Below are 15695 nucleotides of genomic sequence, written 5' to 3'. Positions count from 1 at the left end.
CGTGATCCAATGCGAAGGACTTGTCAAAATTTTTAAATCCAGCGATGTGGAAGTCGTTGCCCTTCAGGGCCTCAACCTGACTGTCAATCAAGGTGAAATGATGGCGATCATCGGTAACAGTGGTAGTGGTAAATCCACGCTGTTGAATATTCTGGGCGGGCTTGATCGTCCTACTGCTGGTACAGCTGTTGTAGGAGACTGGGATCTGCTGAAGATGACAGATGCCCAATTGGTCGAGTACAAGCGTCATACCGTAGGTTTTATCTGGCAAAATAACGGTCGTAACCTGCTGCCTTACCTCACTGCACTGGAAAATGTGGAGACACCCATGATTCTGGGAGGTAAGCGTGATCGTGCTTATGCGAAACAGTTACTCGAATGGGTAGGCCTTAAGGATCGGATGCATAACAAATTGCATCAATTGTCCGGAGGAGAGCAGCAACGGGTAGCGATTGCGATCTCATTATCCAATCGTCCCAAAATTCTGCTTGCAGACGAACCAACAGGTTCGGTCGATTCCGAGACATGTGATACGATCATGGGCATTTTTCGAAGAATGAACAAGGAGCTTGGTGTAACGATTGTCATCGTTACTCATGACTTGACGCTTGCTGGCAAGGTAGACCGGATCGTTGCGATTCGGGACGGCTTGACCAGTACAGAGTTTGTGAAGCGTAACCCGAATCTGGATGATGAGCATAACTTGTCCGAGCCGGGTATGCCAGACATCCATGAAGCATTTGTCATTATAGACCGTGCAGGACGACTTCAGGTGCCAAAAGAGTATCTGGAGGCCTTATCCATTGATAACCGGGCGACATTGGAATTTGACGGTGAACGTATTGTCATTACACCGCCAAGATAATTAAGAGGGGGAACTGGGAAATGAAGAATAGTATGTGGGGAAAACGTGTGCTGGCCGTCATGGCTACAGCAACACTGGCACTGCCGCTGATTGCCGGCTGTACGGCAAGTGAGGCCAAGGATACGGAGCAGCGTGTATTACGTGTGGCTACGTTGTGGGGAGGACAGGATGACAGTTACTTCCGTCAGCAATTTACCGATGCTTTTGAATTGACACATCCCAATGTAACCATCGAAATTGTAGCTGCTGTTGATCAGAGCAGTATGTATGGGTATGGCAACACGGAAGAACAGCCGGAAGTTCCAGATACAATGGAAAGTCTGAAGAAAATTATGACTGGGGATAACCCGGTTGACGTTATCGTGGCCGATACCGCCACAGTGAAATCATTAATTCAGGAGAATCTGGTGAAACAGCTGGACCCACTGATGCAGGAAGATAAGTTTGATACCAGTGATATCGTGCCTAGTGTACTGGAGGGAATTAAGGACCTTGGGGATCAGAGCATTTATGCATTGACACCAACGTTCTCCTCATCGGCTTTGTTCTATAACAAGAGTATGTTTGAAAAAGCAGGTGTGGAACCACCAACGGACAACATGACCTGGGACGATATTTTCAATCTGGGTACCCGTCTAACGAAAGGTGAAGGTAAAGATCATGTATTTGGCTTCTCCTTCACGACATATCAGGGTGGTTCGCCGTACTACTCCATGCAGCAGTACTACAGCTCGTTGCAGCTGAAGACGTTTGATGACAAAGCTGAAAAAATGACTGTGGATTCTCCTCAATGGGAGAAAGTATGGAGCACGATCAGCAAACTTGCGATTGACAAAGTTATTCCTAAAGGCGACGAACCACAGGATCAGGACCCGAGTGGGCGTTATAATCCAATGCAGGGTGATCTGTTCCTGAGTGGCAAGTCAGCCATGGTTATTGGTGATTACAGTTATATTAATCAATTAATTGATGCAAATAAAAATGCAGATAAGATGAAAGACTTTACGAAAGTGGATTGGGATGTAGTCACACCTCCAGTTCACCCGGAAGCGCCTGAAATCGGAGGCAACATTTATCTGAGCAACTTGATGGCGATCAATAGTGCGGCTCAGAACCCAGATGATGCTTGGGAACTGATCAAGTACATGAACAGTGAAGATTGGGCGAAAATCAAGGCGCGTAGCAGCTATGAGATGGTATCCCGGAAGAGCTTCATCAAGCCAAAAGATGGCCTGGATTATAACATTCAAGCATTCTATTCTTTGAAGCCGATCCCACCAACGAATACGAACCTGGATAAACTGTATCAAAAATCCCCAGGCTTATGGCAAGTAAACGAAAAAGGCATGGAATATTTCAATCAAGTACTTGAGAACAAAAAGACACCAAAAGAAGCGCTTGGCGAATGGGCAGCTAAAGGTAACGAGATGTTAGAGAAATTGAAAAAAGACCCTAAAGCTACGTTTCAATAAGATTTGATGATGTAGTCACATCAACATTTTAAGGATAGCCGCTGAAGATTTTAATCTTTGGCGGCTATTTTTATGGAAATGGGGTATTCTACAAAAAGCAGGAATAAATGACGACTCCGGAAAGGACGAGCGGTATGCACTGGGTATATTTCAGCAAGTTGTATGCAACCAAATTTCAAGCAGGATGTCTGGCTAAACGAATGGAGCAGGACGGGTGGATCTACGGTCACAATGAACCGGCAGAAGTCGAAGTTTATCGTTCACGCAAAGGTCGTTATGGTGTTCGTTTTATTCCCTGACATTACCCCTTGACTGATTAGGATAGAATGGTGTATATTAATTAAGTCGCTGTTTTAATATTTCTTACTGGCGCGGGGTGGAGCAGCCCGGTAGCTCGTCGGGCTCATAACCCGAAGGCCGCAGGTTCAAATCCTGCCCCCGCAATTTAGTTTCACTTGGATGATTCACAGCCATCATCTTCACGTTATACATTATGTCTAGGGCCCTTAGCTCAGTTGGTTAGAGCGGTCGGCTCATAACCGATTGGTCACAGGTTCGAGTCCTGTAGGGCCCATACTCTTAAAACCCTTGCCTAGCAAGGGTTTTTTTCTGTCTTCATTTAGGTGCTAGAGTCAAAAAGGTAACTTGTTAATAGTGTCTTTCTAATCTGCCCTTTTTTGCGCAATTCAGTGTATGTCCACGCCGTACACCAAATCTCGCATATACTATCCTATCCCAACCAATAGGAGGTAGATTTCATGAGTCAATTTATTGATGCAAGAACCTCGCAGAATGCGAGTTTGGCTAACTCAATTGCCATACCAATCCTTGTGATTAACACACCTCAATTATTTGGACAAATCGGTTTGATAACCACTGCTGGCATTGGAGCAAACCCGCGGGTGCAGTTCAAGGGAACTGTGTCTGTACAACTTCCATTAGCCGTCGCTGGTATAACCATTACGATTGTCAGAGGAACTTTGCCAACAGACCCTGTTATCTATTCCGCAACGTCTACGTTTAGCTTGAGCATCCTGGCACCTCAGATTATTACCTTCTCTGCCGATGACTTCAACCCACCAATTACACCTCAATTGACGTACACTGCATTTGTTAGCTCCAACTTGTTGGGAACAGTGCGTGTAGGCCCTGAGAACTTCGACGGAGTCTTGTTTTCCGACTAATAATGAAGGACATCACAGACCTGCCCTCAAAAGCAGGTTTTTTTCTTGTTAAAGGGGAAAACTCAACTCCATCGAGTAGACAGGGTTCTATGATATAATGCATTACAGAGACTGAATGGTATTCGAAATCAAGTAGTCCGTGAACATCTGAGAATCTTATGAAATTAGTTATAGAAAGCAGGTTTCCATTTTAATGACGTCAAATGAAAGTCAACGTTTTCGTTACAGCGAAGCTCCGGTCTGGGATTGGCAGAGAGCTTATTATGAACAGAAGGGGCTAGAGGCTTGGACAGAGAATCAGGTCCCTCAATATATTACCAGTAATCCGATGATTGCCACGGCGTATGCAGAGATGATTTTTGGATTTCTTCAGGACCTCGCAAACAAGGGACAGATTACCGAAACCGTGACCATTCTGGAACTTGGGGCGGGCGTAGGGCGTTTGGCACACCAAGTCCTGCTTAAACTGATTGAGTTAAAGGAGTTTGCTGGAATAGAGCTACCTCCATTCAGATATGTGATGACGGATCTCGTAGCGGAGAATGTGCAAGGTTGGAGAGAGCATCCATCCATGCAATCCTTTATTCAACAAGGTATAGTGGATTTTGCGCGTTTTGACGCTGTAGCGGATACGGAGCTAAAACTGGTTGTCGCGGGTACAGTTATACGGCCAGGCGATCTGAAACAACCGTTGTTGTTGATTGCCAATTACTTTTTTGACAGCATTCCGCAGGAATTAATCTATATTGGTGACGGCGAGATATATGAGTGTGATCTGCTTGTTCAGTCTCCGGATCGTCGTCATGATCTTGAACCCGCTGAGATGCTGAAGAACATGACACTGAGTTACGAGTATCGCCGGGCGCCCGAATACAGTGCAGATAACTATCCGTATTCGGAACTGATCACATTGTACAAGGCGGAGCTGGAGGATTCACACATCCTTTTCCCTGCAATCGGCTTGTCCTGTCTCGAACGGTTGAACAAGCTGTCTCAGTCAGGTTATGTGTTGATTACCGCTGATAAAGGGGATCATCGACTGGATAACTGGAAGTTCGCAGAGCCACCTGAATTCGTTCTTCACGGGAGTTTTTCTTTAACGGCCAACTACCATGCCATTCAATATGTCCTGGAACAACAGGGCGCACATACTCGATTCACAACGCATCATTATAAAGATCTGAACGTTGGGTGCATGCTGATGGTGGACGAACCGATCAGTTATGTGAACACTCGGCTGGCCTACCATCGATTTGTTGAACGTTTTGGACCGGATGATTTTTTCAGTATGAAACAATGGGTAGACTCTCGAATAGAGAGTATGGAGTTGAAGCATATTTTGCCGTTTTGGCGTCTGGGTGGATATGATGCTGAGTTCTTGATTCACAGTGCTACGCACATTTCCAGTCTTCTTCCTGATGCAAGTGATGAGGAAATGCTCGATATTCAGTCTGGCATTCATACGATGTGGTCGTCCTACTATGTGATGGAGCAGCAAGGGGGACTGGCATTTCTGGCAGGGCAGTTATTATATGAAATGTATATGTATGAGGATGCGAAACGGTTTCTGGAGATATCGTTGGTCGCAGATCCGAGTAACCATACTCCGGCAGTCTTGTACGATTTGGCTGTGTGCTGTTATGAACTTGAACTGGAAGAAGAAACCTTGTCATATACCCATAAAGTACTGGCCCTGGAACCTGATCATGAAGAGGCGGCAGCGTTACTCCAGAGTTTTGAGTTGAGCTGAACGCAACAATTAAAATCTTGTCTCCTATATGTCTATAAATAGTGATGGTTGTATATAAAATTGAAACTTAATTGGGGTGTAATCGTATTAATGGGATATTCAACCAATCATCTATTTCAACAGAAAAGGAGACAAAGACATGAAAAGAGCCTTATCCGTTGCATTATATCCATTAATGTGGGTTGTGGGGGCATTTAGTGTTCTGTCTGGAAATGCAAACAGTGCTGCAGGCAGCGCCCTCTTTGTGAAAGATATCTCTACAGATCGAAGCTATGATGGGCAGGCCATCTATGATAGTATTGAACGTAGAAATGCCTAACTACATACCATTGAACTGCAAAGGTAATTGTTTCACCGAGCAATAACATGAGAACCAATTACTCTTGAAGCGAAGTACGATGAGCAGTGTTCTGTCCGTACAACCTTTAAGCCGGTTTCGTACCTTATTCGGGTATGAACCGGCTTTTATTTATGAATGGGGGATGCCAGATGAAGATTATCATTGCACAACCGAGGCTGGAACAGCATGTGCTGCAGCTTGAAGCCGAACTCAAGCAATATCCAGATGCAGATGTATTATTTTTTCCTGAAGGTTATTTGAACCAGAATGTCGAGGAAGCTTGTCGCCTGGCAGCTGAATATGGAACCATGATTGTATCAGGTCATCGTAGACTGGACGAACGTCCGAAGGACCGATCTATTATCATTAATAAGGCTGGAGAGATTGTATTGGAGAAAGCCAAGTATACAGCTGCTGAGACGGTTGAAGAACAGGGTTGGGTAATAAGCACGTTGTTGTGTGATGAGCTGGTCCTGCAAGGATTTCGCAACGAGAATATAGGAAGTGTGGATATCATTATGCATTCCATTGGTGTGGGGATGTTCAGTGAAGAGCAGTATAGTGAATGGGTCGAAGAGGCTCGGCAGATTGCCTTGCAGCATCAATGTATTGTCATGGGGACAAGTCATGCGGATGGTTCGTATCGTGATAGCGAGATCTCCATTCCGATCGCGTATTGTATAACGCCTGATGGAGAAGTTGTTTTGGCATCCCGAAGTGATACACGCACTCGTACAATCCTTCTGGCAAGAGGGAGTACAGACCTATCATCTCAGAAGTCGCTACAAAACCGAGTGAATATCACCATCGCCCCATCCGTTTAAGTCACCGAGCATGAATCCCAGATGAATGGGCTGCTGAACTTGCCGATTCGCCCGGTCACTTCCGCGGAATACGCATATGTTATGGCATACCTTGAAATTCAAAGGAGGCCAATCAAATGAGTCAAGTTGGATACGGTTGTGGCAATGTTGGTGGATTCGGCGGCGGATGGACTTCCACAAGTGCAATTCTCGTGCTTTTCATCCTGCTCGTGATCATCACAAAATCTTTCTGGCTGTAAGTCACGTATAGAAATCGTGCAGGCAATGGCTCCGCTGGGACTCCAGCGGGGCTTTTCCTATTATAAGAAGCAACAGATGCCCTCAATGACATTTGACAACTGAAAACAATGTGCTTAAAATCACATAAGAGACTATTAACAGAGATTGAAGGGATAGCAATGCCGTTTATTCGCTTTAAAGGATTCACAGGTCCTCAGCTAGAGGAAGTTGTACCCCAAATTACAGAGCAGATGGCCCGAATTACTCATATTCCACAGGAGAGAATGAAGGCAGAGCGTCATGATGTACAAGCGCTAACACCTTCTCCAGCTTCTATAGAGATTCTGATGTTTCAACGTGATCAGGAGATTCATAATCGGATTGCATCGTCGTTGCAGGCTATTCTGGAAGAAGCGTACATGCCGGATGTGCATATTTTCTTCAATATATTGTCACCCACTTTGTATTATAAACAAGGAAAACCGCTGACAGATTATCGATTGGATTGAGATTGTGAGGGACGAGCAGAGGTTGCTCGTCTTTTTGATTTACAGCGTGCCCAGCTAAGCACGCATCTTCTAGCCGATGAAAATCCGGTCGCGGGAGAGGCCAAGCCCCGTGTAGCTAGGATACTTGCGTATGGAGAAATCTGTGCGTAAAAGCGTATCGACGAAAGTACCTGTCAGAGACAGGGCGAGCGACAGTCCAGGCCGTAACATCAAGTGAATCCTGCCGCGTCGTCAAAAAGGCCTTGCAAGAGGGAAAAGAGGAAGCCGAGTCTCGTGTAGATGGACGAAGGCCAGGGAAGCTGTTTTGAACTTGGAGCGACAGCGAAGAATCCTCCGGCGTAAGGGGAGCGGCATGGTCTGAAAGAGGATGTAGTGAACTGGGGAGACCCTCCCCTGCACGGATTTTTTTTTTTATGAATCCGTAAAGTGGTACTCTATAAGCCAGAAGGTGAAGTGAGTGAACAGCAGGAAGGGAGTCCGAGGGGCTCATACTACCTGGGAACGCAGGACAACACAACCTGCGGGAGGGAAGGAGCCCTACTTTGTTCACGTTTCACCAAGAGGTACGAGTTCGTGAATGCCAAAATGGCTAACGACACGCTAGAAAACACTCAACAACTCTTATAGGGGAAACTAGGTCATGAGGCCAAAGCAAATATGCTGCATGCCCATGAAAGATGAACATCGGAAAGCCGTATGAGGGAAAACCTCACGTACGGTTTGATGAGGAGGGGCTGGGTTTTGCCCAGCCTTTTACTCTAGTATTTTTCGTATGTTTAGCAATATGCTCGTTCCTGTGAGCCCGGCTCAACGATATAGAGCATATCGCAGACACGATCAACACGGCTCCACCGATCAGGTATACCCATCGAACGTCTAGTTGATCGACGACTAGACCGAAGATGACTATGGATACACTCATAACCGTGGAGATCAGGACGCCATGTGCGGCGTATACCTGAGACAAGGATTCAGCGGGCACCCTTCTCTGAAACGCTGTCTGTTGAGCCACATCACGAATCTGGTAGACAGGGCCTATAAGTATACATAACGCCAGTGCGAGCCATGGCAGGCTGTTGAGACCATAAACGATGGTCATCAGGCTGAGGAGAAGAGAACCCATGGTCATGCTGGCGATCAGGTGCTTCTGAATCCGTTTGGCCAGAGCAAGAGCCAGAATACCTCCAAGCATGGTTCCAGCAGCGTAACTCGAGTTAATGAGTCCCCACCAACCTTCTCCTCGTGCCAGAGCTTCTTTCGCAAAGGCCAGCGTAATCGCTCCGATCCAGATGGAACTCACAAGACCTTGGGTGATGTCCATAAGTGTGATCAGTCGTAAGGTTGGATTCTTCCAAAGCATGCTCCAGCCTTTTCGCAGTACATTCTGTGTGACGATCGATTTCTCGGGTTGTTCTATATCCCGTGTGAGCGATCCAAGAGCAATCAGGAAGATCAGAACGGCCCAGGACAGGCTTGTAGCTGCCCAGAAGGTCTGTGACGCTCCCCAGTTCATCACGGCAAATCCCGTCATGGCGTACCCGACAATGGTCACCGTCTGATTGGAGAAAGAGAGGAGGCTATTGGTCTTCACCAGATCTTCTCCCTGAACCAACCGTGGCGTTAAAGTATTCAGTAACGGAGATTCCCAGCCTTCCAAAAAGGATAGAATGACAACTCCGATCAACAGAAGTGGCAGTTGTGAGGTCAAGTGATTCAACGAAATCGCTATCCCAGTCATGAGGAATGCTTTGGCTACGGGAATACTGATCAGCAGTCTGGAGAATGAGAAACGCTTCACAAGTAATGGCAAAGTAAATCCTGCTGTTATGCGTGCGATAATTCGAATGAATGGAAACATGGCAGCGTAGAGTACCGATCCAGTCTGACTATAAATAAACGTAGTAATAACCATGATATATATGACATTAATGAGCGAGAGCAGCGTTTTGGCGGCCCAGTATGGATAAAATGCGATGTTCATGCCAATGATGTCCTTTCCGAAACGATATGTCTATATTACGGGCATTGTCATCTTTGCACCACAAACAAAGTTATCATTTTCCCGTCATTTCAACGCAAAAAAAAGAAACTGCCCAATAGGACAGTTGTCTTCGGATGTCTATAGTTCATGCCATAGCGAGTGTGAAGGCGATAAGCAACATTAACAGGCTGGTCATTCTGACCATAGCCATATAAGGTCTGCTGGGCTCGGTTTCACCCCGGGAAATCCAGCCATACCGCAGATACCAGCCGAATTTTGGGAAACAGAGATTGATGATGCATAGTACCATGAATATAAAAAAGAGGGTTCTCATACCCATCTTCCTTTCCTAACTTACATAACGGATCTCATCTTAACGTTTGCGTCTGGAAAAAATGACTACGATCAGAATAATAATGATGATAATTAACAGAAATTTCATGTATGTTCCTCCTGATGACAGTTAGGTTATTGTCGAATGTTAGTTATCAACTATTACCCATAAACCACATGACTTGAATAACTGTGTTACAATTAAAATATATTGTTTTTATATCAACACATACCATCTGGTTAGTTGTATCTCCATATAAAGTACGAATGCTGAATATATAAACATTAACGTGTGTGAGATGAAGGAGGAAGAACGTGTGTGAGATGAAGGAGGAAGGCATGAGCCAACATAATCAACTCTCATTACAATGGGAATTTATCATCTCGAAGGTGAAATCCTCCGTTACGGTGGTCGATGCTACCCTGCCTGAGCTTCCGCTCATGTATGTAAATGAACATTTTACCCGGCTGACAGGATACACGTATGAAGAGTCTGTCGGACAGAATTGTCGGTTTCTGCAAGGACAGGATACAGACCCCGAGACGGTTATACAGATTCGTGATGCATTAAAAAAACAAGAGTCCATTAAGATTGATATCTTAAATTATACAAAAAGTGGCCAGAAGTTCTGGAACGAACTGAATATTGATCCGATCTTTAATGAGTCAGGAGAGTGTCTGTATTTTGTGGGGATTCAATACGACATTTCAGAACGAAAGTATGCCGATCAGCAGCTGAAGTTTGCAACTTCCATGGCTGAGATGAACAGCAGAGGGCAATTGGAATTCATCGGTAAGCTAAATCATGAGCTTCGTACCCCGCTTAACGGCATTATGGGCATGATCGAACTTGCCAGCATGGGTGAAACCACGGATGAGCAGAAAGAATATCTGGAGCTTGCACGTCAATCGGGTGAGGCACTACTGAACATCGTTAACAATAGCCTGGATATGGCGAAGCTGGGCAGAGGTAAAATGGATGTCGAAAACATTGAATTTCAGCCGTTGAAGCTGATCCAACAGATTGTGAAGACACATGAGCCTGCGGCGCAGAACAAACAAATACGTTTGCTCTGCCATGCTGATCTGAGTGTTCCTGATGTGCTTATCGGTGATCCGCTAAGACTTCGGCAGGTACTGGATAACTTGCTGAGTAATGCGATCAAGTTCACGGAACAGGGTGAAGTGCAGTTACAGGTGGATGTGAGGCAACAACTGATGGATACCGTTGTACTGGTATTCTCTGTGCGTGATACGGGAATTGGTATTCCTCAGCATCAGATCGAACAATTGTTTGACGCATTTACCCAGACCGACATCTCCCATGCGCGCCGATTTGGCGGAAGCGGTCTTGGTCTGACCATCTGCAAAGAACTGCTGGAACTGATGAATGGTCAGATTTCGGTGGAGAGTACAGAAGGGAAAGGTACACAGTTTGAGGTGACACTGCCCTTGCTGCGCCAACAGGCCATTCCCAATGTAGGATAATGAATCAAGCATGACAGCCGGGCGGTCTCGGCTGTTTTTTATTATATTGGATTGTTTTACGAACGGGCGTTCTGTTATAATGCAAGTGTTGAATGGGGGAGACACAGCATGAGTAAGAGACGCACAAGAAGAAAGCGTAAAGGTAAACAAGGTTTCAAAAAGCAGGTTCTGACGGTGGTAGCGATGCTGCTGGTAGCCCTCTATGCCTGGGCTGGGGGAGAATGGCCCGAGGAGATACCTAATCCATTCGCTGGGACTAATAAGAGTGTAGACCATACTATTACGTTCCCTTCAGAGCGTTATCCCGAAACAGCCAAACATATTAAAGCTGCTATCAAGGCAGGGCATTCGGATGTATGCACCATTGATCGTAATGGAGCGGAAGGCAATCGGGATTTATCACTTAAGGGTGTTCCGGTCAAAAAAGGTAAGGATCGTGACGAGTGGCCCATGGCGATGTGTGCTGAGGGAGGAACAGGTGCAGATATCCAGTACATTACCCCGAAGGATAATCGTGGTGCAGGTTCATGGGTAGGGAATCAGTTAAGTATATATCCGGATGGAACACGAGTGAAGTTTGTAGTGAAGTAACGACAGGATAAGTGGAAGAGAAAAACCAGACGTTCATGCGTCTGGTTTTTTTTGGTGTGAAGTGCTGGCATAAATAAATGTTGTTGATGTAAATATACGAGAACTGATTTCTATGATTACAGATCCGACTAAACGAGTTGCATTCCACTTAAATGATGAGACCGGATGCTTAACAGACGAGTAACATGTTCAACCTCATCGAACGGTATCCACAGACTTCCGTGAACGGTACGTAAGGAGAGAATGGATGTATCGGCGGTACGCTCGGGAAATCCGGTTACCGTCTGACCGCTTGTATTACGAACCATGATCTGTTGTTTGCGCCGGATGGAAATTTCTACCTCTTTTTTCATAAGTCATTGCTCCTGATTATGAGATGTTAAATCCATATGTCAATGTTTTCAATGGTTAATTTGTCTTCTTTATCTAGTCTATCAGAACTAGGTATAGATTTCCAGAAGAGAAATCAACAATCTTCTAGGTGATTTGTCATAGCTAGGCTTTATCCGTTTTTGAATGGGGATTACGGGGTTATATTAGGGTAAAAGGAGGGGAACGGAATGACACAATTGATTATTGGGCTGGCACGTACCGAGAACGAGGCTATAATTATGCTGAATAAGGTCAAAGAGGAAGGGATTAAGGATAAATATTTAGGAGCGGTGGCGAAGGAACAGCTTAATCTGGAGCTGGTGAGCGAAAAGACGGGGCTGTCCAAACCTTTGAAGGGTGCCGGAACAGATGGTGCCTTTGGCGCTCTGAAAGGCATATTGGCTGGTCTGGGGAAGCGAATGGATCAGACGATGTCGATTGGAAATGCAGTCCGTAGACTCGCTGGTAATGAGATTGGGAGTGAGACCGATGATTTGGTGCTCACACTGACTGAAGCGGGAATCTCGGAGGAGGATGCGCGGTATTACGAAGATTGGCTGTTAAAGGACCATATCTTGGTTATCGTGGAGTGCAGTGAGGAAGAAGCGGCTCGTGTTCGACCTATTTTACTTTTTTAGTTTAATTTAAGGCTGATTTTAGGTTTCTTTAATGTTGGGGAGGTATTCTTATCTTACACCTCCCTTAATATAGATTGGTTTACCGGAAGTCCGGGACCGCAACTCGGACTTTCTAGGCACTGTGAGCTGACGCTTGCAGTGCCTGTTTCATTTTTTTATTATTTTTAATAAAGGTGTTGCAAAGTTAATTAGTTCATGGTAAGATATTTCTTGTCGCCAAGAAATACATAATCCTGCCGGGGTGGCGGAATTGGCAGACGCACAGGACTTAAAATCCTGCGGTAGGTGACTACCGTACCGGTTCGATCCCGGTCCTCGGCATAACAGCGTTTTTGAACGCTAACACAGCGTTAAATGAGCGTAAAAATGCGATGGGTCCTGCGTACTTGTCTCGGAGTAATTCGCAGGTACACAGGATTCGCGCAAACACATCGGAGCATCCCACCGTTTACATTCGGAAGGGGTGCTTTTTGCATTGGCGCGATTTAGTCGGCAGCGGTGTGATCGAGGACATAACGGAGATGAGCGTTGCGGTGAACGGGGAGCGTTATATGCGCGGAGTCTGTACGTTTAAATATGCGGGATAAAACAATGAGACATAGAGGATGATATTTATGAAGATAGCAAGTATTGCAGGAAATTATTCTAAAAGCGTAATCTTTAAATCTCAAGTTTCATTGCTTGAATTTGACGTATTACTTATCAACCTACTTGACGTAGTGAACGAATACCGTAGTGAACGAAAACTTAGTCAATACTCTACAGATTGGACATACGTTGATGACATTAATCATTTCGTACGTGACGTATATAGGAGAAGGGCGGAAATTAACGAGTTCTTAAGTTTAGGTAGGACTATTTTTGTTTGTACCCCACCCCCAGTTAGACTACAAAGAAAAGCCCCAGCGGCGGCATTCGATCTAAGAAAGGAATTGTTACCTGTTTACCCCAAAACAGATATTGGTAAAGGATCTAGCATTGAACCTGTAGGCAACTCGTTTTTAAAACCTTTATATACTAAGTACGAAGGGGAATGGAGATATGAATCATACTACAAACATGATTTCGGTAGGCCGCTACTAAAAATAAAAGATACAAACTCGTTCGTCAGTGCCTCTGTCAAGTTAGGTAAAGGTAATATTGTATTTATTCCAAACTTGCCAGTAATTCCGTTTGAAAATAAAGAATTTCTTGATGATCTTATTAACATAGTGAGTAATCTGAACTTAGATTTAAATCAAACTCCTAAGATGATGCTCCCTGAGTGGAGTCGCTTAATAGAAGTACCGGGCGAAAGTGACATTAAGCAAGAAATCACAAAAAAGAAAGACGAATTAAAAGTATTACAATCCAGGCTAGAGACATTGGACTCCGAATTAAAATCTTTAGAAGCGTTAAAAGTTCTTTTTACTGGTACCGGCACTTACTTGGAGAATATGGTCAATAGAGTTTTTAAGGAACTTGGATTTAATGTTAGTGAAGGAGTTCCAGGGAGAGATGATCTGATTTTAGAATATAAGGATCATGCTGCTGTTGTAGAAGTAAAAGGAGTTACCAAAAGTGCTGCAGAAAAACACGCTGCACAACTTGAGAAATGGGTTAGTGAATATATCATATCTAAAGAGCGGACGCCAAAAGGTTTTCTAGTGGTAAATGCTTATAGAGATATTACTTTAGAAGAGAGAAATGAGAAAGCCTTCCCTGATCAAATGATGAACTTTAGCACGAGTCGAAATCATTGTCTATTGACTGGACTAGACCTCTTAGCAGTATATTTTTATATTCAGAATCATCCAGAGGAAAAAGAGCAAGTGATTGATGAACTTCTCAGTACTTGCGGTCATTTTAATAAATACAACTGGCAAGATTATCTTACCTTAGATAACGTACCTGCTCTTTTAAAATAAATCATGGAACATCGAGATTGCGTATTATTCCTTCACATTTTAAATAACCGCAGCCCTCACGCAGGGTTAGCGGTTATTTTGTGTTCTCACCGTCAAATTCCCGTACATATAGCGCGGCACCCCCGTCAGGGTACGTTTCCCTTACCGAAGCCCTAACGCGCTGAATACGTGCTTAATTCACCCCGGGAACGCCCGATCCATGCTGGTGAACTCGCACAACCGTGGCGTCAATCATGATACTTTCCTCCTCAGAATCTAGGGAAACATGCTTTACACTTCATCCCAAATGCCCGCTTGCTGCCAGCGTCGAAAGCGGGTTTAGACGGATTTTCAATTCGGGAAGTGGCCTGGTAGATCGCCAAGGGGCACGTGAACGAGCTACCCATAGCCTCGCGTTTAACATGATTCGATTGTCCACTGCGGGACGTCTTCCTTGTGGTTTTCGTTCAGGTGGAAACAAATCTTGAATAAGCCGCCCATTGTCTCTCGTGAATTTCGTATCGTGTATTCATTTGATATAATTAACTATTAATTACCATTTAAATAATTTGAAGACACGCCCTAGTGGGACAGTGGAGTTTGTTAATAAGAATCCCATTCCCTGCATGGGATTCAGAATTTTACTCTCCGTCTCCAACTCCTCAAAAAGCAGAGTTTACAAAGTTAACTAATATCAATCACCTCATTAGTATCTTATTCCTCAAAAACTTCTTTCTTATTTTTTCTCCTTACTGGTTTCGTGGCGCAGGATGACATTAAAGAAGTACATCCCATTTGATGGGATACTCACGGTCACATTGTAAAGTACTGAACACGCTTGATTCTTACCTGCTTTCCTAATGTTTCGCATATGAAGACTTATATCTAAGATGAAACATTAGGAAAGCCTCTCGTGTCTTTCTGTTATAAAGTTTTCCTGTGATTTTTCTTTAATTATAAACTGCAAAGAAAAAAGTAACGCATACTTATGCGTTACTTTTTTGAGCAACTATTTAAAATGCGCAAAGCAAGTCATTCAGCTCTTTATCATCATTTCGTTTTTTTTCAAGAGCAAGGATAGCTTGAGTTAACGGAATTGATGATTTACTTAGGTTAGTTTTATCTATATTTTTAGATGTTTTTTTCAAACCCAAGGTATTAATATTATTTTTAAGTCCAAGCAAGTCCTCGTCTTCTTTAGTCCACATCTCAAGAAATTTCGCATCAAAATCAATCATATAAT

General features: G+C 44.3%; 17 protein-coding genes and 3 tRNA genes. 16 read left to right on the top strand and 4 right to left on the bottom strand.

The window, feature by feature from the left end:
• Window position 1: 1 nt before the first annotated feature.
• The 11 genes from MHI06_RS20220 to MHI06_RS20170 all read left to right on the top strand — a co-directional run bounded on the left by MHI06_RS20220 (window position 2) and on the right by MHI06_RS20170 (window position 7163).
• Window positions 2-865: an ABC transporter ATP-binding protein gene (locus MHI06_RS20220; protein ID WP_340398897.1), complete on the top strand. Its 864-nt coding sequence runs from the start codon at window positions 2-4 to the stop codon at window positions 863-865.
• Between the two features lie 20 nt (window positions 866-885).
• Window positions 886-2337, top strand: a complete 1452-nt coding sequence (locus MHI06_RS20215) for an extracellular solute-binding protein (protein WP_340398896.1) — start codon at window positions 886-888, stop codon at window positions 2335-2337.
• A gap of 107 nt (window positions 2338-2444) precedes the next feature.
• A complete protein-coding gene (locus MHI06_RS20210) occupies window positions 2445-2636 on the top strand; it encodes a hypothetical protein (RefSeq protein WP_047843730.1) in 192 nt (63 codons plus the stop codon).
• Between the two features lie 71 nt (window positions 2637-2707).
• Window positions 2708-2781 (top strand) — tRNA-Met (locus MHI06_RS20205).
• Window positions 2782-2837: 56 nt separating this feature from the next.
• Window positions 2838-2911, top strand: a tRNA-Ile gene (locus MHI06_RS20200).
• Between the two features lie 184 nt (window positions 2912-3095).
• Entirely contained in the window at window positions 3096-3521 is a 426-nt protein-coding gene (locus MHI06_RS20195; protein ID WP_340398895.1) for a hypothetical protein, read from the top strand.
• 193 nt (window positions 3522-3714) lie between these two features.
• The gene (locus MHI06_RS20190) at window positions 3715-5271 is read left to right on the top strand and encodes a tetratricopeptide repeat protein (protein WP_340398894.1); all 1557 of its coding nucleotides are present in this window, start codon (window positions 3715-3717) and stop codon (window positions 5269-5271) included.
• 139 nt (window positions 5272-5410) lie between these two features.
• Window positions 5411-5590, top strand: coding sequence for a hypothetical protein (locus MHI06_RS20185; RefSeq protein WP_340398893.1), 180 nt, complete (start codon window positions 5411-5413; stop codon window positions 5588-5590).
• 170 nt (window positions 5591-5760) lie between these two features.
• Window positions 5761-6435 (top strand): hypothetical protein, encoded by a 675-nt coding sequence (locus MHI06_RS20180; RefSeq protein WP_340398892.1) that lies wholly within the window; start codon window positions 5761-5763, stop codon window positions 6433-6435.
• 116 nt (window positions 6436-6551) lie between these two features.
• Window positions 6552-6674 carry a sporulation protein YjcZ gene (locus tag MHI06_RS20175; RefSeq protein ID WP_083679583.1) on the top strand — a complete coding sequence of 41 codons (123 nt, stop codon included), beginning with the start codon at window positions 6552-6554 and terminating at the stop codon, window positions 6672-6674.
• 159 nt (window positions 6675-6833) lie between these two features.
• On the top strand, window positions 6834-7163 hold the full coding sequence (locus tag MHI06_RS20170; RefSeq protein WP_340398891.1) for a DUF1904 family protein: 330 nt from the start codon (window positions 6834-6836) through the stop codon (window positions 7161-7163).
• A gap of 69 nt (window positions 7164-7232) precedes the next feature.
• On the opposite strand, the gene MHI06_RS20165 is transcribed toward MHI06_RS20170, so the two are convergent.
• Both MHI06_RS20165 and MHI06_RS20160 read right to left on the bottom strand, forming a co-directional pair.
• Window positions 7233-7373, bottom strand: a complete 141-nt coding sequence (locus MHI06_RS20165; RefSeq protein WP_340398421.1) for a hypothetical protein — start codon at window positions 7371-7373, stop codon at window positions 7233-7235.
• Window positions 7374-7872: 499 nt separating this feature from the next.
• Window positions 7873-9144 (bottom strand): MFS transporter, encoded by a 1272-nt coding sequence (locus MHI06_RS20160; RefSeq protein WP_340398890.1) that lies wholly within the window; start codon window positions 9142-9144, stop codon window positions 7873-7875.
• 672 nt (window positions 9145-9816) lie between these two features.
• On the opposite strand from MHI06_RS20160, the gene MHI06_RS20155 reads away from it, so the two are divergent.
• Window positions 9817-10965 (top strand): ATP-binding protein, encoded by a 1149-nt coding sequence (locus MHI06_RS20155; protein ID WP_340398889.1) that lies wholly within the window; start codon window positions 9817-9819, stop codon window positions 10963-10965.
• 108 nt (window positions 10966-11073) lie between these two features.
• On the top strand, window positions 11074-11556 hold the full coding sequence (locus tag MHI06_RS20150; RefSeq protein ID WP_340398888.1) for a NucA/NucB deoxyribonuclease domain-containing protein: 483 nt from the start codon (window positions 11074-11076) through the stop codon (window positions 11554-11556).
• 128 nt (window positions 11557-11684) lie between these two features.
• Here MHI06_RS20150 and MHI06_RS20145 read toward each other — a convergent pair whose 3' ends face one another.
• Window positions 11685-11909, bottom strand: a complete 225-nt coding sequence (locus MHI06_RS20145; protein WP_340398887.1) for a hypothetical protein — start codon at window positions 11907-11909, stop codon at window positions 11685-11687.
• A 207-nt stretch (window positions 11910-12116) separates the two neighbouring features.
• Here MHI06_RS20145 and MHI06_RS20140 point away from each other — a divergent pair, with 207 nt between their 5' ends.
• From MHI06_RS20140 to MHI06_RS20130, 3 genes are all read left to right on the top strand, one after another.
• Window positions 12117-12566 carry a hypothetical protein gene (locus MHI06_RS20140; RefSeq protein ID WP_340398886.1) on the top strand — a complete coding sequence of 150 codons (450 nt, stop codon included), beginning with the start codon at window positions 12117-12119 and terminating at the stop codon, window positions 12564-12566.
• 235 nt (window positions 12567-12801) lie between these two features.
• A tRNA-Leu gene (locus MHI06_RS20135) sits at window positions 12802-12887 on the top strand.
• A gap of 293 nt (window positions 12888-13180) precedes the next feature.
• On the top strand, window positions 13181-14473 hold the full coding sequence (locus MHI06_RS20130) for a hypothetical protein (protein WP_340398885.1): 1293 nt from the start codon (window positions 13181-13183) through the stop codon (window positions 14471-14473).
• A 992-nt stretch (window positions 14474-15465) separates the two neighbouring features.
• On the opposite strand, the gene MHI06_RS20125 is transcribed toward MHI06_RS20130, so the two are convergent.
• Complete coding sequence (locus tag MHI06_RS20125) at window positions 15466-15690, bottom strand: hypothetical protein (RefSeq protein ID WP_340398884.1); 225 nt, start codon at window positions 15688-15690, stop codon at window positions 15466-15468.
• Between the last annotated feature and the right edge of the window lie 5 nt (window positions 15691-15695).

The sequence above is a fragment of the Paenibacillus sp. FSL H8-0079 genome, assembly GCF_037991315.1.
Classification (GTDB): Bacteria; Bacillota; Bacilli; order Paenibacillales; family Paenibacillaceae; genus Paenibacillus.
This window is presented reverse-complemented; position numbering and strand designations above follow the sequence as displayed.

Coding starts and splice junctions, on each gene's coding strand:
- MHI06_RS20215 (WP_340398896.1), top strand. CDS start 886: ATGAAGAATAGTATGTGGGGAAAACGTGTGCTGGCCGTCATGGCTACA.
- MHI06_RS20210 (WP_047843730.1), top strand. CDS start 2,445: ATGACGACTCCGGAAAGGACGAGCGGTATGCACTGGGTATATTTCAGC.
- MHI06_RS20195 (WP_340398895.1), top strand. CDS start 3,096: ATGAGTCAATTTATTGATGCAAGAACCTCGCAGAATGCGAGTTTGGCT.
- MHI06_RS20190 (WP_340398894.1), top strand. CDS start 3,715: ATGACGTCAAATGAAAGTCAACGTTTTCGTTACAGCGAAGCTCCGGTC.
- MHI06_RS20185 (WP_340398893.1), top strand. CDS start 5,411: ATGAAAAGAGCCTTATCCGTTGCATTATATCCATTAATGTGGGTTGTG.
- MHI06_RS20180 (WP_340398892.1), top strand. CDS start 5,761: ATGAAGATTATCATTGCACAACCGAGGCTGGAACAGCATGTGCTGCAG.
- MHI06_RS20175 (WP_083679583.1), top strand. CDS start 6,552: ATGAGTCAAGTTGGATACGGTTGTGGCAATGTTGGTGGATTCGGCGGC.
- MHI06_RS20170 (WP_340398891.1), top strand. CDS start 6,834: ATGCCGTTTATTCGCTTTAAAGGATTCACAGGTCCTCAGCTAGAGGAA.
- MHI06_RS20165 (WP_340398421.1), bottom strand. CDS start 7,373: ATGTTACGGCCTGGACTGTCGCTCGCCCTGTCTCTGACAGGTACTTTC.
- MHI06_RS20160 (WP_340398890.1), bottom strand. CDS start 9,144: ATGAACATCGCATTTTATCCATACTGGGCCGCCAAAACGCTGCTCTCG.
- MHI06_RS20155 (WP_340398889.1), top strand. CDS start 9,817: ATGAGCCAACATAATCAACTCTCATTACAATGGGAATTTATCATCTCG.
- MHI06_RS20150 (WP_340398888.1), top strand. CDS start 11,074: ATGAGTAAGAGACGCACAAGAAGAAAGCGTAAAGGTAAACAAGGTTTC.
- MHI06_RS20145 (WP_340398887.1), bottom strand. CDS start 11,909: ATGAAAAAAGAGGTAGAAATTTCCATCCGGCGCAAACAACAGATCATG.
- MHI06_RS20140 (WP_340398886.1), top strand. CDS start 12,117: ATGACACAATTGATTATTGGGCTGGCACGTACCGAGAACGAGGCTATA.
- MHI06_RS20130 (WP_340398885.1), top strand. CDS start 13,181: ATGAAGATAGCAAGTATTGCAGGAAATTATTCTAAAAGCGTAATCTTT.
- MHI06_RS20125 (WP_340398884.1), bottom strand. CDS start 15,690: ATGATTGATTTTGATGCGAAATTTCTTGAGATGTGGACTAAAGAAGAC.